The organism is Amycolatopsis endophytica, assembly GCF_013410405.1.
Classification (GTDB): domain Bacteria; phylum Actinomycetota; class Actinomycetes; order Mycobacteriales; family Pseudonocardiaceae; genus Amycolatopsis_E; species Amycolatopsis_E endophytica.
In genome coordinates this window covers 3,346,961-3,371,067 of the sequence record NZ_JACCFK010000001.1, presented here as the reverse complement: position 1 = coordinate 3,371,067, position 24,107 = coordinate 3,346,961, and the positions used below count along the sequence as shown (strand labels likewise).

The window sequence follows — 24,107 nt, the reverse complement described above, 5'->3', positions numbered from 1 at the left end:
CGCGACCATCTCGGTTGCGCGCAGGACTACCCCGGTTTTTCGGCCACTACACCTGTCGGCTCACCGCCAGCCGCTTCTCGAACCAGTGATCGGCGTACAAGCGCTGAGCGGGGGCTTCGATCTCGCGGTAGCCGTGTTTGGCGTAGAGCCTGCGAGGCTCCACCAGATCGTGTCGCGTGTCCAGTCTCATGCGGGTCGAACCAAGTCGCTGAGCTGCGATTTCGGCCGCGCGCAGCAGGTGGGCGCCGCCACCCTGGCCGCGTGCTGAGGGATAGACGAACAGCCGGGTCAGTTCGGTGATCGTGACGTCGACCACCCTGATCCCGACGCAGCCCATCACCACATCGTGCGACCGCGCGAGCAGGAAAGCCCGGTCGGCGGCACCAGATCGGCGCTCGGATCGTCCGTCATGGCGGCGTCGAGTTCGTCCACCGTGGCGGGACGGCCGTAGTAGCGGCTGGCCACTTCGCCGAAGTAGTCCCGCAACACCCGCGCGGCGGCGGGGTCGGTCACGGGGACCGGGCTGATCGTCCACATGAGCGCATGATCCCGCGCCCGTCGAGTGGTTTCGGGTGATCGGCCGGGCTAGTACATTTCCGGAATGGCGAGTGAAGCCGACGTGTGCGGGCGCTGGGAGCGACTCGAGGAGCTGAGCGACCTCGAGGCGGCGCGCGCTGCCTTGTCCGCACTCGAAACCGGGGAGGATGTCGCGAAGCCCTTCCGGCGTCGCGTCACCCGCCGGATGCCTGATCCGGAGCGGCGGTCGACGCCCGGCGCCCGGATACTCAAGCGCAAGCTCGGCCGCTGATCACCGGGACCGTTATCGTGGCCCGCATGGTCCACGACGTGGTTCTGTTCGGCGCCACCGGGTTCACCGGGCGGCTCACCGCGGAGTACCTGGCCCGGCACGCTCCCGAGGGCTGTCGCTGGGCGCTCGCGGGCCGCAGCCGCCCGAAGCTGGAGGGTGTGCGGGACAGCCTGGGGCCGCGGTTCGCCCGGCTGCCGTTGCTCTACGCCGACGTCACCGACCCCGCCTCGCTGAAAGCGGTTGCCGAGTCCAGCAGGGTCGTGATCACCACCGTCGGGCCGTACGTGCGGTACGGAGAGGCACTGGTCGCCGCCTGCGCGGAAGCCGGCACCGACTACGTGGACCTGTGCGGCGAGCCCGAGTTCACCGACCTGATGTACGTCCGCCACCACGCGCGCGCCGCCGAAACGGGAGCGCGGATCGTGCACGCCTGCGGTTTCGACTCGATCCCGCACGATCTCGGCGTCCACTACACGGTCCAGCAGCTGCCCGACGACGTGCCGATCCGCGTCCGCGGCCAGCTGCGCGTCGGCGCGACGTTCTCCGGCGGCACCTACGCCTCCGCGCTCGGCACCGCCTCCCGGCTGCTGCCGATGCTCCAGGCCGCGCGGGAGCGCCGGAAGGTGCAGCACGAGCCCGCGGGACGGCGGGTGCGCGCGGTGACCGGCACCCCGCGCCGCGACGGCGAGACCGGCCACTGGCTGGTGCCGCTGCCCACGATCGACCCGCGGATCGTGGTCGCCTCCGCGCGCGAGCTGCCCCGCTACGGCCCGGACTTCACCTACAGCCACTACGCGGCGGTCAAGCATCTGCCGGTACTGGCGGGCGGGCTCGCCGGGGTGGGCGCGGCGGTCGCGCTCATCCAGCTGCCACCGGTGCGCAAGGCGCTGGGCAACCTGCGCAGACCCGGCGAGGGCCCGAGCGAGCAGCGGCGCGCCAAGTCGTGGTTCAGTGTCCGGTTCACCGGTGACGGCGGCGGCAAGCGGGTCGTCACCGAGGTCTCCGGCGGCGACCCCGGCTACGACGAGACGGCGAAGATGCTCGCCGAGTCCGCGCTGTGCCTGGCGCTGGACGAGCTGCCGTCGCGCTCCGGGCAGCTCTCCCCCGCCGCGGCGATGGGCGACGCCCTGCGCACACGCCTCAAGAACGCCGGCATAGTGTTCCGGACACTCCCGTCGTGAACGGAACCACCCGCGCGGGGGATACCGCCGACACGTAAGCCCACCTGCTTAAACACAGTTCAAACCTGGCCTTACAGTGATCGTATGGCCCGACTGACCCGCGCCGAAAGCCAGGCGCACACGCGCCGACGGCTCCTCGCCACGGCCACCGCGCTCTTCCTCCGCGACGGCTTCACCGCGACGTCGCTGGAGCGGGTGGCCGACGAGGCGGGGTTCTCCAAGGGCGCCGTCTACTCGAACTTCCGCAACAAGGACGAGCTGTGCCTGGCCGTCCTCGACGGGGTCCGGGCGGAGAAGGCGGCGACGGTCGGCGAGGCGCTGTCGCGCACCGAGAGCCTGGAGGACCTGCTGCGGGTGTTCACCGTATGGGCCGAGGGCAGCGCCGGTGACCAGGAATGGATCCGGCTGGAGGCGGAGTACCTGCTCAACTGCCGGCGCGACCCGGCGCTGCTGGCCGATCTGGCCCGCAGCAACGCCGGGATCTCCGACCGGATCACGCAGCTGCTGACCACCAACTCGCGTCGCCTCGGCGTGCGGTTGCCGATGGACGTCCGGCACGCGGCCCACGCCCTGTTCGGCATCACCATCGGGCTCGGCCTGCTGCGCTCGGCCGATCCGGCCATCGGCGCCGAGCCGTTCACCGCCGTCGTGCGGCTGCTCGCCCAGCCCGCCGCCGGGGTCAGCGTGCCGGAGGCGCGTGCGGCTTCCGGCGCTTACGCCGATCCGAAGCGGGACTGAGCAGCAGGTCAGCGCGCCGGCAGCGCGTGCAGCTTCACCTGGCTCAACCGGCTCTCGCGAACCCGGGCCGTCAGGTACGTGTGTACCGGCTGCCGCCGCCGATCCGTCGGCGAACCGGGGTTGAGCAGGCGTAACCCGTTGTCCGCCACGGTGTCCCACGGGATGTGGCTGTGCCCGAACACCAGCACGTCGGTGTCCGGGTAGTCGCGCGCGCACCGCTGCTCACGGCCCTTCGCCGGGCCGGTCTCGTGCACCACCGCCAGCCGCAGCCCGTCCAGCTCGGCGCGGGCCACCTCGGGCAGCCGCGCCCGCAGGTCCGGGCCGTCGTTGTTGCCGTACACGCCGATCAGGCGCTTGCTGCGCGATTCCATCTCGTCGAGCAGCGCGACGTCCACCCAGTCGCCCGCGTGCACCACCACGTCGGCTCGTTCGACCTCCCGCCACAGCTGTCCGGGCAGATCACGCGCGCGCTTGGGCACGTGGGTGTCGGCGGTCACGAGCAGCAGCATGGTCACCGGTGTATCACGGCGGACCACCCGGAGCAGGGCACCGTCGTCCCCGCCCGTAACCTTCATCCGGGTTGTCCGGATCAGGAGGGGTGAGCCTTGACGCAGGAACCCGCATGGCCCACGTCCGACGACGAGCGGACCGAGGTCATGGCCCCGGTTACCGACGTGCTGCCGAAGGTGCCGCAGGAGCCGCAACGCAAGAAGAAAACCGTCCGCCGTGGCGTGATCGTCGCCGCGTCGGTGCTCGGCGTGCTGGCCGCGCTGTACGCCGTCGACCTGCTCGTCAGCCAGGGCACCGTCCCGCGTGGCGTGACGGTGGCCGGCGTCGACGTCGGCGGCCTCAAGCGCAGCGAGGCCGAGAACAAGCTGCGCGACGAGATCGAACCGCGGCTGACCGAGACGTTCCCGGTGCGCGCCGGCGACGCCACCGCGGCGATCGACCCTGGCACGGCGGGGCTGACGCTCGACTGGCCGTCCACTTTGGACCAAGCCGGTGACCAGCCGCTCAACCCGTTCACCCGCATCGCGTCGTTCTTCAGCGACCGCGAGGTGGGCGTGGTGACGCACGCGGACGACGTGAAGCTGACCGCCGCCATCGAGGGGCTCCGGGACCGCACCGACCGGCTGCCCGTCGAGGGCACGATCCGGTTCGAGGGCGCCGAACCGGTCGCGGTGCCGCCGCAGCCCGGCCAGAAGCTCGAAACCGAGGGCGCCAAGGCCGAGGTACTGCGCAACTGGGCGACCGGCGAGACACTGCAGCTGCCGGTCGGCACCACGCCGGTGAAGGTCTCCGCCGAGGCGGTGCAGGCCACGCTCGACGGGTTCGCCCGGCCCGCCGTGTCCACCCCGCTGGTCATCCACGGTGAGGGCGCGGACGCGACGGTGGCGCCGGAGGCCGTCGCCGCCGCGCTGACCTTCGAACCCGGCGAAGGCGGCACACTGGTGCCCAAGATCGACAACAACAAGATCGTCGAGGCGGCCGGGCCGCAGCTCAAGTCCTCCGAGGAAGAGGGCAAGGACGCGCAGATCGTCTTCGACGGTGGCCGCCCCGCTGTCCAGCCGTCGGTGGACGGCAAGGGGGTCGACTGGAACCCGACCCTGGAGACCGTGTTCGACGTGCTCAAGGCGCCGGGCAAGCACGAGCTGACCGCGAAATACCACACGACCCCGGCGAAGGTGACCACCGAGCAGGCCAACCAGCTCGGCATCACCGAGGTGATCGGTGAGTTCTCGACCGGCGGGTTCGCCTCGGACTCGGGCGTGAACATCCGGACCGTGGCGCAGAAGGTCAACGGCGCGATCGTGAAGCCGGGCGAGACGTTCAGCCTCAACGGGTTCACCGGGCCGCGCGGGAAGGCCCAGGGCTACGTCGAGGCCGGTGTCATCGAGAACGGCGCGCCCGCCCGCGAGGTCGGCGGCGGCATCTCGCAGTTCGCCACCACGCTGTACAACGCGTCCTACTTCGCCGGGATGAAGGACGCCGGGCACAAGGAGCACAGCTACTACATCAGCCGCTACCCCGCCGCGCGGGAGGCCACGGTGTTCCAGAACCCGAACGGCAGCAGCGTGATCGACCTCAAGTTCACCAACGATTCGGACACCGGGGTGGCGATCCAGACGATCTGGACCTCCTCGTCGATCACGGTGAAGCTGTGGGGCACGAAGCGGTACGACGTGGAGTCGATCCCGGGGGCGAAGGACAAGTTCGTCCCACCCTCGGAGAAGCCGGGCCCGGCGCAGAACTGCCACGCGTCCAACGGCGCGCCCGGCTTCACCACGAGCGACACCCGCGTCCTGCGTGACGCGAAGACCGGACGCGAGGTGAAGCGCGAGACGCGCACGGTGCACTACAACCCGCAACCGAAGATCACCTGCCCCTGACCGGGCACCAAGGAGGGGCCGCGCCGGAACCGGTGCGGCCCCTCCTTTTTCGCGTCAGACGCCGGTGATGTCGTCGAGTCGTTTTTGAACGCCGTCCAGCACGCGGTCGACCGCGTAGTCGAACAGCTCGCCGAAGTAGTCCTGGTTCTTCCGCGGGTCCTGCAGCCTCTCCTGCACCGACTCGTTGAGCGTGGCCAGGCCGGACAGTTCCGGATCCGGCGGCGGCGCACCCCAGCCGCCGGAGATCTGCGCCTTCACCTCGTCCGCCTTGCGCTGGTCGTCTTCGAGCGAGATGAACAGGCAGGCCTGGCTGACGAGCAGGCGGCACACCATCGCCGCCTCGTCCTGGTCGAACCCCGCGCGCAGGAGTGTCCTCATCGCACGGTCCACAGTGGGCCCGCCGGCCTGCACGGAGGGACCGTTGAGCGCGACCCGCCGCGCCACGCCCGGGTACTGCATGAACACGGCACGGAGGTTCGTGAGGAACTGCCGCCACCAGTCGCGCCACTCCATCTCCGCCGGAGGCAGCTCGTACTTCGCGATGACCCGGTCGACGACCGCCGTCACGACCGTGTCCCGGTCACCCACATGGTGGTAGATCACCGCCGGGTAGGCGTCGACCGCGCCCGCGAGCTGGCGCAACGTCCACGATTCGACCCCGTGCCGGGCGGTCAGCTCGAGTGCCGCGTCGATGATGCGTTCCGGGGTGACCGCGGGAAGGCCCGCGGCGTCCCGGGAACGCGGCCGGCCGGGCACGGGAGCAGACTTCGCCATGGCGGTAACCCTAGCTCCCTCTTGTCGGACCGCCAGTCAGCGTGGCCGTCAATCGTGACGAAAACGGCTCGCCAACGCCGCCAGGGCCTGGAAGGCTGGACCGGCAAGCGCGTGACACCCAGGAGGTCGTATGTCCGAGAACACTGTTTCCTCAGGCGAATCGGAAGACGACGTCAAACGCCGGTTCCGCGAGGCACTCGAACGCAAGCAGGCCCACGCCCAGGGCTCCGGCCGTCAGGACCACGGCGGCGGCAAGGGCGGGCACGTGCACGGCCACGGGCCCGCCGCGAACAAGCGCACGTTCCGCCGCAAGAGCGGCTGACCCGCACGCCTCCCTTGCGCGGCATTGGTGGCGTCGAGCGCCACCAATGCCGCGGCGGGGAAGTCAGGAGCGGGCGGTGAGGATCGAGCGCAACCGTCCGACCTCGGACATGCGGCGCTCGGCCAGCCGGTCGGCCGCGGTGGCGGGCGGGACGCCCTCGGCCTTGGCCAGTTCGAACACGGCCTTCGTCGTGGCGAAGATGCCCGCCGCCTTGCGCTGGGCCCGCTCGAAGTCGAAGCCGTGCAGCTCGTCGCTGACCTGGATCACCCCGCCCGCGTTGACCAGGTAGTCCGGCGCGTACAGCACGCCGCGGTCCTGCAGCGACTTCTCGATGCCGGGATGGGCCAGCTGGTTGTTCGCGGCGCCGCAGACGATCTCGGCGCCCAGCTGCGGCACGGTCACGTCGTTGAGCGCGCCACCCAGCGCGCATGGCGCGAACACGTCGAGCGGCGACCGCAGCAGCGTCTCGTTGTCGGTGACGACCTCGACGGACGGGTGTGCCGCCCGGACGCGCTCGACCGCCGCCGCGGACACGTCGGTGACCGACACGCGCGCCCCGGCCTCGACGAGGTGCCCGACCAGGATGTGCCCGACCTTCCCCACCCCGGACACCCCGACGTGGCGGCCGGCCAGATCGGCACTGCCCCACCGGAACTCGGCGGCGGCGCGCATGCCCTGGAAGACACCGAACGCGGTCAGCACGGACGAGTCGCCCGCGCCCCCGTCGTCGCGGGAGCGGCCCGTGACGAAGCGGGTTTCGCGGGCGATGACGTCCATGTCCGGCACCGAGGTGCCCACGTCGCAGGCGGTGTAGTAGCGCCCGCCGAGTGACTGGACGAACCGGCCGTAGGCACGCAGCAGCGCCTCGGTCCTGGTGGTCGACGGGTCGCCGATGATGACGGCCTTGCCGCCGCCGAGGTCGAGCCCGGCGAGGGCGTTCTTGTAGGCCATCCCCTTGGACAGCGCGAGGACGTCGTCGAGGGCGTCGGCTTCGCGGGCGTAGGGGTAGAAGCGTGTGCCGCCGAGCGCTGGGCCCAGCGCGGTCGAGTACACGGCGATGATCGCCTTCAGGCCGGTCGCCTGGTCCTGGCAGTACACGACCTGTTCGTGACCGCTTTCGCGGCCGAACACTCCATCCGTCACGGTGGTGACTCCTCATCTGCGACCCGCCCGTCGGCGTTCGTGGCGCACGGGCGGGTGAGTGGTTGTGGTCGGAGCTTCCGGGAAGGTCGTTCCCTTCGGCCTCCACGGAGCAACTTAGCGGTCTTCGCCGGAAAAGCCATGGGAAGATCGGACGACGTCCGCGGACGCGGATGGTTCGGACGGACCAACGCCCGGCACCGTGTTGGCCGCTCCCGGCACCGTGTTGGCCCCTCCCGGCACCGTGTTGGCCGTTCGCGGTCACAGGTCGGCGCGGACGGACCACAGGTCGGGGAACAAGGGCTTGAACAAGGTGCCCCTCAGGTACCCGGCGCCGGACGAACCGCCCGTTCCCGCCTTGTCGCCGATGGTGCGCTCGACCATCTTCACGTGCCGGTACCGCCACTCCTGCACGCCCTCGTCCAGGTCGACCAGGTGCTCGGCCACCGTCGCGGGGCCGCGGTCGTCGGTGTAGACCCGCAGCAGCACCTCGCGGCGGTCACCGTCGACGTCGTACCCGTGCACGGACAGGTAGGTCAGGAACGAGTCGAACAGCGAGGGCTGCTCCATCGCCGCCTCGATCCGGGCCCGCGCCTCGCTGCCCTCCGGGTAGTGCGTGAAGGCGCCCGGGTCGCGTCGCCCGAGCACGGCCTCCAGCTCCCGGAACTGCGCCGACTGGAAGCCGCTCGCGGCGTCCAGCCGGGTGCGGAAGCTCGTGAACTGGCTGGGCGTCATCGTCTCCAGCACGTCGATCTGCGCGACCACGACCTTCAACACCGTCAGCACCCGCCGCAGGGTGCGGATCGCGTGGGCGGTGTCGCCCGCGGCGAGCTTGTCCCGCAGCCACGCCAGCTCGTGCAGCATCTGCTTGAACCACAGCTCGTACACCTGGTGGATCACGATGAACAGCAGCTCGTCGTGCTCCTCCGACCGCGGGTGCTGCGCGGCCAGCAGGTCGTCCAGCGCCAGGTACGAGGTGTAGGTCAGGGAGGCGTGCTCGTCGGTCACGGCAGCCCCGCGAGTGACTCGGCCGGCACCGGCTCGGGCAGGTCGTTGTCGGGCACCTCGCCCACGATGTCGACATAACGATCTTGACCGGTCTTCTGCGCGATGAGGGCCCGCGGCAGCAGGGGTGCGAGATCGTCCGGGCCGACCGGCTCGCGGGCACCGGGGTGCGGCGGCGGCGGTGGCGCGGGCAGGTCGGGGATCACGTTGTACCAGGTGGTCGGCGGGTCGGACTCGTCGAGCAGGTACTTCGTGCGAGGTGTCATCGGCGGGCACCCTCCCTCGTGACGGCTTGCCCAGCTTGGCGTGGGATGGCGTTCAATGGAAGACGTGCGCAGAACCATCGACTGGGCGGACGGGGCCGTCGAGATCATCGACCAGGTGGCCCTGCCGCGGGAGTACCGGACGCTGCGGCTCACGACCGTCGGCGAGCTGGTCGACGCGATCCGGCGGCTGGCCGTCCGCGGGGCGCCCGCGCTCGGCGGCGCCGGTGCACTGGGCGTGGCGCTGGCCGCCTTCGCCTGCGACGACGCGGACGCGGTGCGCGCCGACGCCGAACGGGTCGCGGCGGCCCGTCCGACGGCGGTGAACCTGAGCTGGGGCGTCTCCCGCGCGCTGACCCGCCTGGCGGAGGGGCCGGACGCCGTCCTCGCCGAGGCGCTCGCCGTCCTCGACGAGGACGAACGGCTCAACCACGAGGCGTCGGCCCGCGCCGCGGAGCTGATCCTCGAACGATGCTCGCGGCGCCCGCTGCGTCTGCTCACGCACTGCAACGCCGGGCGGCTGGCGACGGTCGGGTGGGGCACGGCGCTCGGCGTCGTCTGGCACCTGCACGCGGCAGGGCACCTGGAGTCCGTGCTGGCCGACGAGACGCGACCGCTGCTGCAGGGCGCCCGGCTGACCGCGTGGGAGCTGGCCGAGGCGGGCGTGCCGTACCGGGTGCTGCCCGATTCCGCCGCGGCCGCGGCGATGGCCCGCGGGATGGTGGACTGCGTGGTCGTCGGCGCCGACCGGATCGCCGCGAACGGGGACGTGGCGAACAAGATCGGCACCTACGGCCTGGCGATCGCCGCCGCACGCCACCGGCTGCCGTTCGTGGTCGTGGCGCCGTCTTCCACCGTGGACCCGGAATTGGCGTCGGGCGATTCGGTCGTGATCGAGGAACGGGCGGCGGAGGAGATCACGACGTTTTCCGGCCTGCCGGTCACCCCGGACGGGACAAAGGTGTTCAACCCGGCATTCGACGTGACACCGGCCGAGCTGATCACCGCCGTGGTCACCGAAAAAGGCCCGATGGTGCCGTGAATTCCCTTTGCCGGGTTCCCTACTTTCTTCGGTAAATTCGCCGGTGCGCTGGCTTTTCCCGGGCGCGGTTCTAATGTCGGCGCAATGCGAAGAGCTTTGACCGTTGCCGCGTCGCTGGCACTGGCGGGTGGCGTGCTCGCCGCGCCTGCCGCCGCCGCGCAGGGACGTGCCGTGATCCCGCTGTCCCATCCGCTGTGGGCGACCCCGCAGACCAAGGTCGCCGATTCCACCTCGTCCGCGGAGCTGAGCTTCCGGGTGTACCTGACGATGCGCGACCAGGCCGCCGCCGACGACGCCGCCCGCGCGGTGTCCGACCCGTCCAGTTCGTCCTTCCGCCAGTACCTCACGCCGGACCAGGTCCGGGACTCGTTCGCGGCGAGCGACCAGACGGTCTCAGCGGTGCGGAACTGGTTGTCCGGCAGCGGGTTCGCGGTCGGGGACATCCCGGCCAACCGGGCCTACGTCGAGGCGACCGGCACCACCGGCCAGGTCGAGCGGGCATTCGGCGTCGACCTGGCGAAGTACCGGGTGGACGGGCAGGTACTGCGCGCCGCGGACAAGGAGCTGTCGGTGCCGTCGGCGTTGTCCGGCGACGTGCTCGGGGTGATCGGCGTCGACCAGGCGACCGCCCTGATGAAGCCGGACCGCACGGACGGATCGCCCGCGGACGTGCCGCCGTCGGACGGTTTCCGCAACGCCGCGCCGTGCGGCACCTACTACGGTGAGAAGACCGACACCACCGACCCGGCGTACGAGGGGCAGCAGTTGCCGTACGCGCCGTGCGGCTACACGCCCGCGCAGCTGCGGTCGGCCTACGGACTGGACAAGGTGCACTCGGACGGCCGCGGCACCACGGTGGCCATTGTGGACGCTTTCGCGTCACCCACGCTCTACGCCGACGCGGCCGAGTACGCGAAGCGCAACGATCCGGCGCATCCGCTGCGGCGGTCGCAGTTCGCGGAGAAGGTGTTCCCGGCCAACGTGGACCAGGAACCGCCGGACCAGTGCGACGCGGCGGGCTGGTACGGCGAGCAGACGCTCGACGTCGAGGCCGTGCACGCGATGGCCCCCGGCGCGGACATCCTCTACGTCGGCGGGTCCGACTGCCAGGACGCCTCGCTGGACGAGGCGCTGAACTGGATCGTGGCCGGGCACCGGGCGGACATCATCTCGAACTCCTACGGCGACGCGGGCGAGGACATCCCGGCCGCCGAGGTGCGGGTGTGGACGCAGATCGCCCAACAGGCGGCGCTGGAGGGCATCGGCGTCTACTTCTCCTCGGGCGACAACGGTGACGAGGCGGCGCGGCTCGGTTCGCCGTCGGCGGACTTCCCCGCCTCGGACTCGTGGGTGACCGCGGTGGGCGGCACGAGCCTCGCGATCGGCGCGGACGGCAGGACGGTGTTCGAAACCGGCTGGGAGACCGGCAAGAGCACGCTCACCGACGGCACCTACGGTCCGGCGGCGTACACGTCCGGTGCGGGCGGCGGCACGAGCGTGCTGTTCGACGAGCCGTTCTACCAGCGGGGCGTGGTGCCGGACGCGCTCGCCGCGAAGAACCAGCGCGGCAAGGCGCGGGGACGCGTGGTTCCCGACATCTCGGCAGTCGGCGACCCGAACACCGGTTTCCTGATGGGCCAGACGCAGACGTTCCCGGACGGCGTGTACTACGACCAGTACCGCATCGGCGGGACGAGCCTGTCTTCGCCACTGCTGGCCGGGATCATGGCGGTGTCGGACAGCCTGAGCGGGTTCCACCACGGGTTCATCAACCCCGTGCTGTACCAGGTCGGTTCGCGAACCCCGGCGGTACGGGACGTGCGGCACGTCGATGGGGCCGTGACGCGGGTCGACTACGCCAATTCGGTGGATGCGTCGGAAGGCTTGATCACCTCGGTGCGTGAACTGGACTGGCAGTCGCTGTCGATCCACACGACGCGTGGATACGATGACGTGACCGGCCTCGGCGTGCCCAACGGACTGGCGTTCTTGTTGCTCCCGTAGCCGCTACGCGGGTTTTGCACTGCGCGCGCTGAAAGCGCCGGGCTCGCAAGCTCGCAACAAATTGTGGCCGCCCCGATTGGCCGCTCCGGGCGCCGTGTTTGCCGCTCCGGGCGCCGTGTTTGCCGCTCCGGGCGCCGTGTTTGCCGCTCCGGGGCGGGCACCCGGCCGCGAAACGCGCCCACCCCCGAACGGCTTGGCGCGATGCCCCGGCAACCGAACACTGAAAGATCGGGTTCGGGAGGCCCCAGAACGCCGAGTTACGCGCGTAGCGAGGAGCCGCGCGCAGCGAGGAGCCGCGCGCAGCGCAAACCCGCGCAGTGGCAACTCGAAGCAACTCGATATGTCTTCACCACCTGACCCTTCGCAGCCGCCAGATGACGATGAGGGCGTGCCGCCCAGCGGAACACCGTGGTTGCGTTTCCACGGCGCCGGCACGAGAGTCCGGGTTATGGATGCGACAGCGGTGCGGGAGGCGGCCGACCTCTTGCTGCGGGCCTACGCGGCGGGCAAACCCGTCGCGCCCCTGATCGAGACCTACCCGGACGCGACGGTCGAGGACGCCTACCGGATCCAGCTCGACCAGGTCCGGGTGTGGACCGACGACGGTGACGAGGTCAAGGGGCACAAGGTCGGTCTGGCGTCGGCGGCGATGCAGCGTCAGATGGGCGTCGACCAGCCCGACTACGGGCACCTGACCGGCAGCATGTTCCACCTGGAGCACCAGCCGATCCCGTCCGGGAACTTCCTGCAACCGCGCATCGAGCCGGAGATCGCGTTCGTGCTCGGGCGCAAGCTGTCCGGACCCGGCGTGACGGTGGCCGACGCCGTGCGCGCCGTCGACTTCGTGGTGCCCGCGCTGGAGATCGTGGACTCGCGGATCGAGGACTGGCGGATCTCGATCGTCGACACCATCGCCGACAACGCTTCTTCGGGCGGGGTGGTCCTCGGCAGCAGGCCGACGGCCCTGTCCACGGTGGATCTGCGCCTGGCCGGCTGCACCCTGCACGCGAACGGCGACCTGGTGGCCACCGGAGCGGGCGGCGCGGTGCTCGGTTCACCGCTGAACGCCCTGGTGTGGCTGGCGAACACGGTCGGTCCGCTGGGCATCGACCTGGAACCGGGGCACGTCGTGCTGCCCGGCTCGATGACCCGCGCCATCTCCCTGCGCCCTGGCGACACGGTGGTGTCGACGGTCGCCGGGCTGGGCAGTGTGACCGCGGTGTTCGGCTCGAAGGAGGAAGCGTGACCGAGTGGAGCATCGCCGAGGCGGCGCGGGTCCTGCTGGCAGCGGAGGACGCCGGAACATCCCGCGGACCTCTCACGGCTGAGTGGCCAGGGCTGGATGTGCGGACGGCCTACGCGGTGCAGGACGAGGCCCTGCGTCTGCGACTGTCGCGTGGCGAGAAGCTGATCGGCGTCAAACTGGGCCTGACCTCGAAGGCGAAGCAGGAACGCATGGGCGTGGACCGGCCGGTGCTCGCGTGGCTGACGGACGCCATGGTCCTGCCGTCTGCGGATCCCCTGCCGCCGCTGATTCATCCCCGGGCCGAGCCGGAGATCGTTTTCGTGCTGGGGTCACGACTTTGCGGGCCCGGCGTGACGGCGGCTACCGCGATGGAAGCCGTGTCCCGGGTTTACGGCGGCCTCGAGATCATCGATTCGCGGTACTCGGATTTTCGTTTCTCGGCAGCGGACACCATTGCCGACAACGCATCGTCGAGTGTCTTCCGGGTGGGCCCGGTGGGGATTGCGCCGGGGATCGATCTTTCGCTGGAGGCATGTCTGCTTGAGGTGGATGGAGCCGTCGTCGATTCGGCGACGGGTGCGGCTGTGCTCGGGAATCCCGGGGAGGCGTTGGCGCTGGCGGCCAATTCGATGGCCGATCGCGGGCTGGCGCTGGAGGCCGGGTGGATCGTGCTGACCGGCGGGATGACCGATGCCGTACCGGTTTCGCCGGGCGCGCGGGTGGCAGCGCATTTCACGAATTTGGGATCGGTTACTGTTTCGGGTTGAGTTTTGGAGCCGCTACGCGATTTATCGACAAACGCCGTCTCGATTTCTCATTGTTTCTCCGGCCGAGCAGACGGCAGAACTCGGCTTTGGATCCGGCTGTCACCATTCGGCCAACACGCCGCCGCGAGCGGCAAACACGGCGCCCGGAACGGCCAACACGGCGCCCGGAACGGCCAACACGGCGCGGTGCGCGGCGTGTTGGCCGCTCGCGTTGGCGTGTTTGCCGTTCGTGGCGCTGTGTTTGCCGTTCCGCGCAGCGTGTTTGCCGCTCCGGGACCGGTACCCGGCAACGCGAGGCGACCCAGCTCCCGAACCACACCCGTCCCGCAACCCGATCCCCAGCCCCCTCGGTTGCCGAACACTGAAAGATCGGGTACGGGAGGACCAAGAACGCCAGGCGCGCCAGCGCCCAGGCGCCGGGGCGTAGCGAAGCGGAGTCGGCGCCCGAAGCCGCGCGCAGCGCAGAGCCACCCCCAGCGCAAACCCGCGTAGCGACAACTCAAGAAACCGGCTCGTGCCCCAGCTTCGTCAACCACAACCGGAACAACCGGTGCAGCGACTCGGCCCCCACCAGCTCCCCTGGCGGCTCGAACTCCTTCGGGTAGATCAGGAACCCCCGCTCCTGCTCCCCGCCCAGCCCGCCATGGGACCCGACGTGCACCTCGAACGGGGAAGCCTCCCCCGTCTCCGGATCCCAGCGCGAATTGATCATCACATCGGCACAGTGCGGGAACGTGTCCACTCGCCGTACCAAATCCGCGGCATGCGGCCCGTACGGCGCCAGCGGGTCCTCCCCGAGGATCTCCCCCGTCGCCAACCGGTGCACTCCGTCGCGCCCGAGGACGACCGGTCCATCCGCGCCACGCACCATCACGAAACCGACACCAGGGTGATCCACCAGAGCGGGCAGCAGGTCCGGATGCTCCCGCTCGATGGTCTCCAACGGAACACGCCCCTCGTGCTCCGTGAACGAAATCATCCCGACGTGCCCGGACACCACCGCGACCACCCCGGGCGCGACCCGGGCCACCTCGTGACGTTCCGAGTCCCGGGGACGGTGCTCGATGCGCCGTGCGCCGGTCACCCGTTCCCGCAAGCCCGTCGCCACCGGGCCCGCGGCAGCGGAATCCGGAGGCGGCCCGCCGCACAACCGCCCGACCAGCTCCTCCAGCGACTCCCCGAACCGGTGCGCGAACGCCCAGCCCTGCGTCTGCCCATGGTCCGACAGCACGACGAGGTGGTAGTCCCGCGGGCCGAGCCGGGCGGCCCGGTGCAGGCGGCCGATCTGCTGATCGATCCCGCGCAGCACGGCGAGGGTGTCGAAGCGCTCGATACCGGAGTGGTGGGCGACCTCGTCGTAGCCGAGGAAGTCCGCGTAGACCACCGGGCGGCCCACGAGCATGTCCTCCAGCACCGCGGACACCACGACGTCCCTTGAGATCACGGTCGTGCCGGTCCGGGCGATCGGGTAGATCCCGCCGCGCGGCACCCGCGGCACCACCCCGGCCCGCCGCTGCCGGGCGGAGGCCGAAACCTCCCGCAGCACGTCGACCAGCGCCGAACCCAGCGTGCGCAACGCGTTGACCGGATTGGCGAAGTAGGCGTAGTACCCGGCACCCACCCGGTCGACGCGGCGGCGGCGCAGGCCCTTCGGCAGCAGCACCGACACCGCGCTCATCGTCAGGCTCACGTGGGGCGCGTCACCGGTGAACAGGTTGCCGTGGCTGGCGCCGTCGCCCGCGAGCAGGCCGCGCCCGTCGGAGTGGCGGCGCTCGATCTCGGCCGCGTCACGCGGGTGCGCGCACGCCATCACGTGGTCGCGGTCCTTTTCGTACCAGCGGAAGCCGAGGATGTCGTGGTTCGAGCCGTGCAGGATGCCGCACACGCTCGCGCCGGTCTGCGAACTCCAGTCGGTCTGCCACCGCACCAGCGCGTGGCTGTCCTCGGCCAGCCAGCGGGCCAGCGTCGGCATGTCGCCGTCCCGCACCGCGCGGCGCACGACGTCGTACCCGAGCCCGTCGACCTGCAGGAAGATCAGCCCCGGCGGAACGTCGTCGGCGAGTTCCGGGTGCCGTCGCGACCGGCGCCGGGCACGCCGGAAGAACACCTCGTCCTCGTCCACCGCGAGCACACTGGAGACGATCCCGCTCACCACCGAAACCCCGACCACGACGAGGAACCCGGTGCGCAGCCCGTTGATCTCCACGCCGGGGACCGCGGCGAACACCGCCACCGCGCCCGCGCCGAGCAGCAGGAAGCTCCCGATGCCGAGGGTGAACAACGCGAGCGGCAACGCGACCCGCAGCACCTGCGGCCACACGACGGCGGTCAACAGGCTCAGCAGCAGACCGCACACCAGCGGCTGCCACCACTGCGGCATCGCGAAGCCGTCGAGCAGGTCGTCCATGCCCACCAGCGCGAGCGACGCGGTCAGCCACACCAGCGCGAACCGCGCGAGCGACCGTCCACGTCGGAACAGCCGGCCCCGATCCGCCGAAGTCATCCCCTGTTCCCCACCTTCGCGCGTTCCCGGCGGCGCCGCGCCACCAGGTTGACCACCACCGTCACCAGCAGTACCAGCACCGCGGCCAGCAGCGTCGCGACGAGTGGCGAGTCGAACAGCCCGCCACTGACCACCCCGAGCAGTGCGTAGGCGACCGCCCACAGCGCGCACGCCACAGCGGTCGCGGGCAGCAACCGCCGCCACGGGTAGGCGACCGCGCCCGCGGCGATCAGCACCGGGATCCGCCCGGCCGGCACGAGCCGCCCGACGACGATCAACATCCACCCCTGCCGCTCGAACCGCCGCCGCGCCGAAACGAGCCGCTCCGGTGCCTGCCCGCGCGCCAGCCACCGCACGGCCGCGTCACTGCCGAGCCGCGCGATCGCGAAGGTGACGACATCGCCCACCACCGCACCGGCGGTGGCGAGCAGCAGCACCAGGGGCAGCGACAGGTGCCCGGTCATGGCGACCGCGGCCGCGGCGCCGACGACCGCCCCCGTCGGGACGATCGGCACGATCGAACCGATCAGCACGCCGAGGAAGAGGGTCGGGTAGCCGACGGTCGAGAAGTCGGTCCAGTTCACCCGGTCACCTCACCACGCCCCGACGGTGCACCCGGCACAGCCCTCACCGGGAAATCTCCCGCAGCTCGACCACTTCACCCGGTTCGGTGACAGCGACGGTGGTCTCACCACGCACCGCGGCGGCGAACTCGCGTGGCGGGTCCACCAGCAACCGCCGCATCCGCCGCGTCCGCGCCAGGCCCGGCACCGCGAGCGTGCCCCAGTGCACCGGCACCGCCAGCCGCGGCCGCACCAGTTCCACGGCCTCCGCCGCGCGCGCCGGATCCAGGTGTCCCGGACCGAGGTTCGGGCCCCAGCCCCACACCGGCAGCAACGCGACATCGACCGGCCCCAGCTCGCGCATCCCGGGATAGAGGTCCGTGTCCCCTGCCACATACACGCGTGCGCCGGGAGCCTCCACGAGGTGACCGGTCGCGGGCGCCTGCGGCCCGTGTGTGAAGCGCGGCCCCCAGCGGTGTCCGGAATGGTCCGCCCGCACGGCGGTGACGCGCAGATCCCCGTCGGTGAACCGCTCGCCGACGTCCAGCTCCGCCACCGAACCGAACCCGCGCCGCCGCAACCACGCCCCGGATCCCCGCGGCACGACGATCGGAACGTTCCGGCGCAGCAGCCGCAGCGAAGGCACGTGCAGGTGGTCACCGTGCAGGTGGGAGATCAGCACCAGGTCGGCGTCGGCGTAGGTGGCCGGATCCAGCGGCGGGGCGACGCGGACCAGCCCGCCCACCGACTTCGTCAGCACCGGATCGGTCAGGACGATCCGGCCGGCGATCTCCAGGCGGACCGTGGAGTGGCCGAGGAAACGCAACGACAGACCGTCCACACCCCGAGTATCCCGGCCGGAGCGCGTCACCGCCCCGCTCCCGTGGTCTCCGCCTCCGTAACACCTTGATTACTTAATCGGACACTCACCCGAACCGGTGAACCGATCACGTGGGCCAACCAAGAGTAGCTTTACGCAGGTCAACGCTGGTTCAACGGTACTTCCACACGGGTGGCTGTCGCGTCAACGGCCGTATGGCATATGCCACGAGGTCCGGTCGACGTATGTCGATAACGGCGAATTCACATTACTGTCATAAGACCCGGCGAACCCGGGGGTAACTGGCGCGCCGCGGGAACCCGCCCACCACAACCCGGGTCGACGCTCGACGCGCGCCAGCGGCCCGAAGACGTGCCGACCGGCGGCCGCCCAACGACGTGTGGCCGGTGTATCGAGTCTTGCCCTCGTTCAGGCGACTCGTACTTCTGCTCTCGACTGACCATCGCGCAGGAGGGCTGTTGCGTTAACAACAGCCCGGCCGCGCCCGCGTGTGAGGAGACGGCCAGCCGTGACCCGCCACAGTGTGCGCAAGCCGGAAGGCTTGTACGACGCGCAATACGAGCACGACGCCTGCGGCGTCGCGTTCGTCGCCGACATGTCCGGCCGACGGACCCACGACATCGTCGCCAAGGCCCTGACCGCCCTGCGCAACCTCGAACACCGTGGCGCCAGAGGAGCCGAACCGGAGACCGGCGACGGTGCCGGGATCCTGATCCAGATCCCGGACGCGTTCTTCCGTGAGGTCACCGGCTTCACGCTGCCCGAGCCCGGTCACTACGCCGTGGGCACCGCGTTCCTGCCGCTGGACGAGACCGCCCGCGGCCGTGCCATGAGCGCCATCGAGGGCATCGTCGCCGAGGAGGGTCTGCGGGTTCTGGGCTGGCGCGCGGTTCCGGTGGACACCGAGCACGTCGGCCCGACCGCCGCCTCGACGATGCCGCACTTCGCGCAGCTCTTCCTCGCCTCGCGTGAGGGTCTGCGCACCGGGCTCGACCTGGAGCGCGCCGCGTTCTGCGTGCGCAAGCGGGCCGAGCACCTGCTGGCCGACGAGGACGTCTACTTCCCGAGCCTGTCGTCGCGCACGATCGTCTACAAGGGAATGCTCACCGAGCCGCAGGTGCCGCGGTTCTTCCCGGACCTGACCGACGAGCGCGTGACGAGCGCGATCGGCCTGGTGCACTCCCGCTTCTCCACCAACACGTTCCCGTCGTGGCCGCTGGCCCACCCGTACCGGTACGTGGCGCACAACGGTGAGATCAACACGCTGCGCGGCAACCGGAACTGGATGGACGCGCGCGAATCGATGCTCGCGACCGACCTGATCCCTGGTGACCTCAAGCGGATCTACCCGGTCATCACGCGCGGCGCGAGCGACTCGGCGAGCTTCGACGAAGTGCTCGAACTGCTGCACCTGGGCGGCCGCAGCCTGCCCCACTCGGTGCTGATGATGATCCCCGAAGCGTGGGAGAACCACGAGGAGATGGACCCCGCGCGGCGGGCGTTCTACGAGTTCCACTCCACGCTCATGGAGCCGTGGGACGGCCCGGCGCTGGTGTCGTTCACCGACGGTACGCAGATCGGCGCGGTGCTCGACCGCAACGGCCTGCGTCCGGCCCGCTACTGGGTCACCGAGGACGGCCTGGTCGTGCTCGCCAGTGAGGTCGGCGTGCTGGAGCTGGACCAGTCGACGATCGTGAAGAAGGGCAGGCTGGAGCCGGGCCGGATGTTCCTCGTCGACACGGCCGAGGGCCGCATCATCGACGACGAGGAGATCAAGGGGCAGCTCGCGGCCGAGCATCCCTACGGCGAGTGGGTCGACGAGGGTCTGGTGCGCCTGGAGGAGCTGCCGGAGCGCGAGCGCGAGGTGCCCACCCACTCGTCGCTGGTGCGCCGTCAGCAGGCGTTCGGGTACACCGAAGAGGAACTCGACACGCTGCTGTCGCCGATGGCGAAGGCCGGTGCGGAGCCGATCGGGTCGATGGGCAACGACTCCCCGCTGGCGCCGCTGTCGTCCGGGCCGCGGCCGATCTTCGACTACTTCATCCAGCTGTTCGCGCAGGTCACGAACCCGCCGCTGGACGCGATCCGCGAGGAGCTGGTGACCTCGCTGGGCACCGAGCTGGGCGCGCAGCCGAACCTGCTGGAAGCCACCGGCGAGTCCTGCCGCCGCGTCGTCCTGCCGTTCCCGGTGCTGGACAACGACGAGCTGGCCAAGCTGGTGCACATCAACGACGACGGCGATCTGCCGGAGTTCACCGCGGTCACCGTCCACGGCCTCTACGACGTGCACGGCGGCGGTGACGCGCTGCTGGCGCGCCTGGAGGAGATCCGCACCGAGGTGTCCAACGCGATCTCCGAGGGCGCGCGGCTGATCGTGCTGTCCGACCGCGGGGTCGACTCCGACCATGCGGCCATCCCGTCGCTGCTGCTGACCGGCGCGGTGCACCACCACCTGGTGCGGCAGAAGACCCGCACGCAGGTCGGGATCATCGCCGAGACCGCCGATGCCCGCGAGGTGCACCACATCGCGCTGTTGCTCGGCTTCGGTGCCGCCGCGGTCAACCCGTACCTGGCGATGGCCACGGTCGAGGAGCTGGCCCACGACGGCAAGATCCCGGGTGTCACGCCGCAGCAGGCCACCCGGAACCTGATCAAGGCGCTGGGCAAGGGCGTGCGCAAGACCATGTCGAAGATGGGAGTGTCCACCGTGGCCTCCTACACCGGCGCGCAGATCTTCGAGGCGCTCGGCCTGTCGCAGGAGGTCATCGACACCTGCTTCACCGGCACCACCTCGCGCCTGGGCGGCGTCGGGTTCGACGTGCTGCACGAGGAGGTCCGGCAGCGGCACGCCCGCGCGTTCCCGCGCGACGGGTTCCGCGCCAACCACCGCGAGCTGGCCGTCGGGTCGGACTACCAGTGGCGGCGCGAGGGCGAGCCGCACCTGTTCAACCCGCACACGGTCTTCAAGCTGCAGCACTCCACGCGCGCCGGCCGCTACGACGTGTTCAAGGAGTACACCAGCTCGGTCGACGAGCAGTCGAAGAAGCTGTTCACGTTGCGTGGCCTGTTCGAGTTGAAGGAGGGCGTGCGCCCGCCGGTGCCGGTCGAGGAGGTCGAGCCGGTCTCCGAGATCGTCAAGCGGTTCGCCACCGGCGCCATCTCCTACGGTTCGATCTCGCAGGAGATGCACGAGACACTGGCGATCGCGATGAACCGGCTGGGCGGCAAGTCCAACACCGGCGAGGGCGGCGAGGACCCGGAGCGGCTCTACGACCCCGAGCGGCGCAGCGCCGTGAAGCAGGTCGCCAGCGGCCGGTTCGGCGTCACGAGCGAGTACCTGGTCAACGCCGACGACATCCAGATCAAGATGGCGCAGGGCGCGAAGCCCGGCGAGGGCGGTCAGCTGCCCGGCGCGAAGGTGTACCCGTGGATCGCGAAGACGCGGCACTCCACGCCGGGTGTGGGCCTGATTTCCCCGCCGCCGCACCACGACATCTACTCGATCGAGGACCTGGCGCAGCTCATCCACGACCTCAAGAACGCCAACCCGGCCGCCCGCATCCACGTGAAGCTGGTGTCCGAGGTCGGCGTCGGCACGGTCGCGGCGGGTGTGTCGAAGGCGCACGCGGACGTCGTGCTGATCTCCGGTCACGACGGCGGCACCGGCGCCTCGCCGCTGTCCTCGATCAAGCACGCGGGCGGTCCGTGGGAGCTGGGCCTGGCCGAGACGCAGCAGACGCTGCTGGCCAACCGGCTGCGCGACCGGATCGTGGTGCAGACCGACGGCCAGCTCAAGACCGGCCGCGACGTGGTGATCGCCGCGCTGCTCGGCGCCGAGGAGTTCGGCTTCGCGACCGCGCCGCTGGTGGTGTCGGGCTGCATCATGATGCGCGTCTGCCACCTGGACACCTGCCCGGTCGGTGTGGCGACGCAGAACCCGAAGCTGCGCGAGAAGTTCAGCGGCAAGGCCGACTACGTGGTGAACTTCTTCGAGTTCATCGCGCAGGAGGTGCGCGAGTACCTGGCCGCGCTGGGCTTCCGGTCGATCGAGGAGGCCGTCGGGCACGCCGAGGTGCTCGACACGCGGCAGGCCGTCGACCACTGGAAGGCGCGCGGGCTGGACCTGTCGCCGATCTTCCACGTGCCCGAACTGGAGCCGCGTGCGGCGCGGCACCAGGTGGTCGCGCAGGACCACGGCCTGGACAAGGCGCTGGACAACACGCTGATCCAGCTCGCCGAGGGCGCGCTGAACTCCGGCGACAAGGTGCGGCTGGAACTGCCGGTGCGCAACGTCAACCGGACCGTCGGCACCATGCTCGGATCGGAGCTGACCAAGCGGTGGGGCGGTGAGGGCCTGCCGGACGACACGATCGACGTGACGTTCACCGGCACCGCCGGGCAGTCGTTCGGCGCGTTCCTGCCGAAGGGCATCACGCTGCGGTTGTTCGGTGACGGCAACGACTACGTGGGCAAGGGCCTCTCCGGTGGGCGCATCATCGTGCGGCCGCCGAAGGAGGCGAAGATCGTCTCCGAGCAGAACATCATCGCGGGCAACGTGATCGGCTACGGCGCGACCGGCGGGCAGATCTTCCTGCGCGGCAAGGTCGGCGAGCGGTTCTGCGTGCGCAACTCCGGCGCCGTCGCGGTGGTGGAAGGCGTCGGCGACCACGGCTGCGAGTACATGACCGGCGGCAAGGTGGTGGTGCTCGGTTCGACCGGGCGCAACTTCGCCGCGGGCATGTCCGGTGGTGTCGCGTACGTACTGGACTCCTCGCCGTTGCGGGTCAACCGGGAGATGGTCGACGTCGACCCGCTGGACGACGAGGACGTCGAGTTCCTGCGGGACGCGGTCGAGGCGCACTTCGTGGAAACCGAGTCGCCGGTGGCGCGGGCGCTGCTGGCCGACTGGGAGGCCACGATCACCCGGTTCGCCAAGGTCATGCCCAAGGACTACAAGCGAGTACTGGCCGCGCGGGCGGAAGCCGAGCGCGACGGCCGGGACGTGAACGAAGCCATCATGGAGGCCGCTCATGGCTGACCCCAAGGGTTTTCTGACGACGCCGCGCGAGACGCCGAAGACCCGGCCGGTGCCGCTGCGGCTGCTCGACTGGAACGAGGTCTACGAGGACTTCGCGTCGAACAAGCTGGAGAAGCAGGCCGGCCGCTGCATGGACTGCGGCATCCCGTTCTGCCACCAGGGCTGCCCGCTGGGCAACCTGATCCCGGAGTGGAACACGCTGGTCTGGGGCGACGACTGGCGTGACGCGATCGAGCGGCTGCACGCCACGAACAACTTCCCGGAGTTCACCGGGACGCTGTGCCCCGCGCCGTGCGAAACCGCGTGCGTACTGGGGATCAACGACGACCCGGTGACGATCAAGCGGGTCGAGATCTCCATTGTGGACCGGGCGTGGGAGGAGGGCTGGATCACGCCGCAGCCGCCGGTGACCCGCACCGGCAAGAAGGTCGCGGTGGTCGGGTCCGGGCCGTCCGGTCTGGCGGCGGCGCAGCAGCTGACCCGCGCCGGGCACGACGTGGTCGTGTTCGAGCGGGCCGACGCGATCGGCGGGTTGCTGCGGTACGGCATCCCCGAGTTCAAGATGGAGAAGCGGCGGCTGGACCGGCGCCTGGACCAGATGCGGGCCGAGGGCACCGAGTTCCGCACCGGGGTGAACGTCGGGGTCGACATCACCGCCGAGCAGTTGAAGTCGGACTACGACGCCGTGGTGCTGGCCGGTGGCGCGACCGCGTGGCGTGATCTGCCGGTGACGGGCCGGGAGACCACCGGCGTGTACCAGGCGATGGAGTTCCTGCCGCTGGCCAATCGGGTCGCGGCGGGCACGCTGGAGGAGACACCGATCTCGGCCGAGGGCAAGCACGTCGTGGTGATCGGCGGCGGTGACACGGGTGCGGACTGTGTCGGCACCTCGCACCGGCAGGGCGCACTTTCGGTGACGCAGCTGGAGATCATGCCGCGGCCGCCGGAGTCGCGTTCGGACGCGCACCCGTGGCCGACGTACCCGATGATCTTCCGGGTGTCCTCGGCGCACGAGGAGGGCGGCGAGCGCCTGTACTCGGTGAGCACGCAGGAGTTCCTCGCCGACGAGGACGGGAACCTGCGGGCGTTGCGGCTGGTCGAGGTCCGCAACGAGGGCGGCAAGTTCGTCGAGGTCGAGGGCACCGAGCGGGAGCTGCCCGCGCAGCTGGTGCTGCTGGCGATGGGTTTCGTCGGTCCGCAGCGCGAGGGCCTGCTCGAATCGCTGGGGGTCGAACTGGACGCTCGCGGGAACGTGGCACGGGATTCGGACTTCCGGACCAGTGTGGACAACGTGTTCGTGGCGGGCGACATGGGCCGCGGACAGTCGCTGATCGTGTGGGCGATCGCCGAGGGCCGGTCCGCGGCCGCCGGTGTGGACGCCTACCTGACCGGCCGGGACGTCCTCCCGGCCCCGATCGCGCCGACGGACCGGCCGATCGCGTAGTGCCGTGGGCCGCCGCGGCAACGACGCCGCGGCGGCCC

General features: G+C 70.6%; 20 protein-coding genes and 1 pseudogene. 11 read left to right on the top strand and 10 right to left on the bottom strand.

The window, feature by feature from the left end; all coding sequences use genetic code 11:
- Positions 1–46: 46 nt before the first annotated feature.
- Positions 47–337, bottom strand: a complete 291-nt coding sequence (locus HNR02_RS36800; protein ID WP_376772868.1) for a GNAT family N-acetyltransferase — start codon at positions 335–337, stop codon at positions 47–49.
- Positions 337–537 (bottom strand): hypothetical protein, encoded by a 201-nt coding sequence (locus HNR02_RS36795; RefSeq protein ID WP_376772867.1) that lies wholly within the window; start codon positions 535–537, stop codon positions 337–339. The genes HNR02_RS36800 and HNR02_RS36795 overlap by 1 nt, the downstream gene beginning before the upstream one ends.
- Before the next feature lie 64 nt (positions 538–601).
- Between HNR02_RS36795 and HNR02_RS16680 the strand changes: the two genes are divergently transcribed.
- The 3 genes from HNR02_RS16680 (at position 602) to HNR02_RS16670 (ending at position 2,727) form a co-directional block, all read left to right on the top strand.
- Positions 602–808 carry a hypothetical protein gene (locus HNR02_RS16680; protein WP_179774076.1) on the top strand — a complete coding sequence of 69 codons (207 nt, stop codon included), beginning with the start codon at positions 602–604 and terminating at the stop codon, positions 806–808.
- A 26-nt stretch (positions 809–834) separates the two neighbouring features.
- On the top strand, positions 835–1,989 hold the full coding sequence (locus tag HNR02_RS16675) for a saccharopine dehydrogenase family protein (RefSeq protein WP_179774075.1): 1,155 nt from the start codon (positions 835–837) through the stop codon (positions 1,987–1,989).
- Positions 1,990–2,073: 84 nt separating this feature from the next.
- Positions 2,074–2,727 (top strand): TetR/AcrR family transcriptional regulator, encoded by a 654-nt coding sequence (locus tag HNR02_RS16670; RefSeq protein ID WP_179774074.1) that lies wholly within the window; start codon positions 2,074–2,076, stop codon positions 2,725–2,727.
- A gap of 8 nt (positions 2,728–2,735) precedes the next feature.
- Here HNR02_RS16670 and HNR02_RS16665 read toward each other — a convergent pair whose 3' ends face one another.
- Entirely contained in the window at positions 2,736–3,236 is a 501-nt protein-coding gene (locus HNR02_RS16665) for a metallophosphoesterase family protein (protein ID WP_179774073.1), read from the bottom strand.
- Between the two features lie 96 nt (positions 3,237–3,332).
- Between HNR02_RS16665 and HNR02_RS16660 the strand changes: the two genes are divergently transcribed.
- Positions 3,333–5,117, top strand: a complete 1,785-nt coding sequence (locus HNR02_RS16660) for a VanW family protein (protein ID WP_179774072.1) — start codon at positions 3,333–3,335, stop codon at positions 5,115–5,117.
- 54 nt (positions 5,118–5,171) lie between these two features.
- On the opposite strand, the gene HNR02_RS16655 is transcribed toward HNR02_RS16660, so the two are convergent.
- On the bottom strand, positions 5,172–5,891 hold the full coding sequence (locus HNR02_RS16655; RefSeq protein WP_179774071.1) for a TetR/AcrR family transcriptional regulator: 720 nt from the start codon (positions 5,889–5,891) through the stop codon (positions 5,172–5,174).
- Positions 5,892–6,021: 130 nt separating this feature from the next.
- On the opposite strand from HNR02_RS16655, the gene HNR02_RS16650 reads away from it, so the two are divergent.
- A complete protein-coding gene (locus HNR02_RS16650) occupies positions 6,022–6,213 on the top strand; it encodes a DUF5302 domain-containing protein (RefSeq protein WP_179774070.1) in 192 nt (63 codons plus the stop codon).
- 63 nt (positions 6,214–6,276) lie between these two features.
- Here the strand turns inward: HNR02_RS16650 and HNR02_RS16645 are convergent, their stop codons facing one another.
- The 3 genes and pseudogenes from HNR02_RS16645 to HNR02_RS16635 form a co-directional block, all read right to left on the bottom strand.
- Positions 6,277–7,356 carry a Glu/Leu/Phe/Val family dehydrogenase gene (locus tag HNR02_RS16645; RefSeq protein WP_179774069.1) on the bottom strand — a complete coding sequence of 360 codons (1,080 nt, stop codon included), beginning with the start codon at positions 7,354–7,356 and terminating at the stop codon, positions 6,277–6,279.
- A gap of 258 nt (positions 7,357–7,614) precedes the next feature.
- On the bottom strand, positions 7,615–8,361 hold the full coding sequence (locus tag HNR02_RS16640; protein ID WP_179774068.1) for a tryptophan 2,3-dioxygenase: 747 nt from the start codon (positions 8,359–8,361) through the stop codon (positions 7,615–7,617).
- Between the two features lie 47 nt (positions 8,362–8,408).
- Positions 8,409–8,624 (bottom strand): annotated as a pseudogene (locus tag HNR02_RS16635) (TrpB-like pyridoxal phosphate-dependent enzyme); the annotation flags it as partial.
- 64 nt (positions 8,625–8,688) lie between these two features.
- Between HNR02_RS16635 and mtnA the strand changes: the two are divergent.
- The 4 genes from mtnA to HNR02_RS16615 all read left to right on the top strand — a co-directional run bounded on the left by mtnA (position 8,689) and on the right by HNR02_RS16615 (position 13,680).
- A complete protein-coding gene (gene mtnA / locus HNR02_RS16630) occupies positions 8,689–9,663 on the top strand; it encodes an S-methyl-5-thioribose-1-phosphate isomerase (RefSeq protein ID WP_179774067.1) in 975 nt (324 codons plus the stop codon).
- 84 nt (positions 9,664–9,747) lie between these two features.
- Positions 9,748–11,667: a S53 family peptidase gene (locus HNR02_RS16625; RefSeq protein WP_179774066.1), complete on the top strand. Its 1,920-nt coding sequence runs from the start codon at positions 9,748–9,750 to the stop codon at positions 11,665–11,667.
- Between the two features lie 448 nt (positions 11,668–12,115).
- The gene (locus HNR02_RS16620; RefSeq protein WP_179774065.1) at positions 12,116–12,913 is read left to right on the top strand and encodes a 2-keto-4-pentenoate hydratase; all 798 of its coding nucleotides are present in this window, start codon (positions 12,116–12,118) and stop codon (positions 12,911–12,913) included.
- Entirely contained in the window at positions 12,910–13,680 is a 771-nt protein-coding gene (locus HNR02_RS16615) for a 2-keto-4-pentenoate hydratase (RefSeq protein ID WP_179774064.1), read from the top strand. The genes HNR02_RS16620 and HNR02_RS16615 overlap by 4 nt, the downstream gene beginning before the upstream one ends.
- 499 nt (positions 13,681–14,179) lie before the next feature.
- Here HNR02_RS16615 and HNR02_RS16610 read toward each other — a convergent pair whose 3' ends face one another.
- The 3 genes from HNR02_RS16610 to HNR02_RS16600 are packed head-to-tail and all read right to left on the bottom strand — an operon-like array spanning position 14,180 to position 17,587.
- A complete protein-coding gene (locus HNR02_RS16610; protein ID WP_179774063.1) occupies positions 14,180–16,183 on the bottom strand; it encodes a phage holin family protein in 2,004 nt (667 codons plus the stop codon).
- The gene (locus HNR02_RS16605; protein ID WP_179774062.1) at positions 16,180–16,767 is read right to left on the bottom strand and encodes a DedA family protein; all 588 of its coding nucleotides are present in this window, start codon (positions 16,765–16,767) and stop codon (positions 16,180–16,182) included. The genes HNR02_RS16610 and HNR02_RS16605 overlap by 4 nt, the downstream gene beginning before the upstream one ends.
- A gap of 43 nt (positions 16,768–16,810) precedes the next feature.
- Complete coding sequence (locus HNR02_RS16600) at positions 16,811–17,587, bottom strand: MBL fold metallo-hydrolase (RefSeq protein WP_179774061.1); 777 nt, start codon at positions 17,585–17,587, stop codon at positions 16,811–16,813.
- Positions 17,588–18,095: 508 nt separating this feature from the next.
- Between HNR02_RS16600 and gltB the strand changes: the two genes are divergently transcribed.
- On the top strand, positions 18,096–22,625 hold the full coding sequence (gene gltB, locus HNR02_RS16595; RefSeq protein ID WP_179774060.1) for a glutamate synthase large subunit: 4,530 nt from the start codon (positions 18,096–18,098) through the stop codon (positions 22,623–22,625).
- Positions 22,618–24,069: a glutamate synthase subunit beta gene (locus HNR02_RS16590; protein WP_179774059.1), complete on the top strand. Its 1,452-nt coding sequence runs from the start codon at positions 22,618–22,620 to the stop codon at positions 24,067–24,069. Before gltB ends, HNR02_RS16590 begins: the two co-directional genes overlap by 8 nt.
- The last annotated feature ends 38 nt before the right edge of the window (positions 24,070–24,107 follow it).

What these genes read in the sequence shown, in the direction of transcription:
- HNR02_RS16620 (WP_179774065.1), top strand. Translation starts at nt 12,116, where the DNA reads ATGGATGCGACAGCGGTGCGGGAGGCGGCCGACCTCTTGCTGCGGGCC.
- HNR02_RS16655 (WP_179774071.1), bottom strand. Translation starts at nt 5,891, where the DNA reads ATGGCGAAGTCTGCTCCCGTGCCCGGCCGGCCGCGTTCCCGGGACGCC.
- HNR02_RS36795 (WP_376772867.1), bottom strand. Translation starts at nt 537, where the DNA reads ATGTGGACGATCAGCCCGGTCCCCGTGACCGACCCCGCCGCCGCGCGG.
- HNR02_RS16590 (WP_179774059.1), top strand. Translation starts at nt 22,618, where the DNA reads ATGGCTGACCCCAAGGGTTTTCTGACGACGCCGCGCGAGACGCCGAAG.
- HNR02_RS16665 (WP_179774073.1), bottom strand. Translation starts at nt 3,236, where the DNA reads ATGCTGCTGCTCGTGACCGCCGACACCCACGTGCCCAAGCGCGCGCGT.
- HNR02_RS16610 (WP_179774063.1), bottom strand. Translation starts at nt 16,183, where the DNA reads ATGACTTCGGCGGATCGGGGCCGGCTGTTCCGACGTGGACGGTCGCTC.
- HNR02_RS36800 (WP_376772868.1), bottom strand. Translation starts at nt 337, where the DNA reads ATGGGCTGCGTCGGGATCAGGGTGGTCGACGTCACGATCACCGAACTG.
- HNR02_RS16670 (WP_179774074.1), top strand. Translation starts at nt 2,074, where the DNA reads ATGGCCCGACTGACCCGCGCCGAAAGCCAGGCGCACACGCGCCGACGG.
- HNR02_RS16675 (WP_179774075.1), top strand. Translation starts at nt 835, where the DNA reads ATGGTCCACGACGTGGTTCTGTTCGGCGCCACCGGGTTCACCGGGCGG.
- HNR02_RS16625 (WP_179774066.1), top strand. Translation starts at nt 9,748, where the DNA reads ATGCGAAGAGCTTTGACCGTTGCCGCGTCGCTGGCACTGGCGGGTGGC.
- HNR02_RS16650 (WP_179774070.1), top strand. Translation starts at nt 6,022, where the DNA reads ATGTCCGAGAACACTGTTTCCTCAGGCGAATCGGAAGACGACGTCAAA.
- HNR02_RS16680 (WP_179774076.1), top strand. Translation starts at nt 602, where the DNA reads ATGGCGAGTGAAGCCGACGTGTGCGGGCGCTGGGAGCGACTCGAGGAG.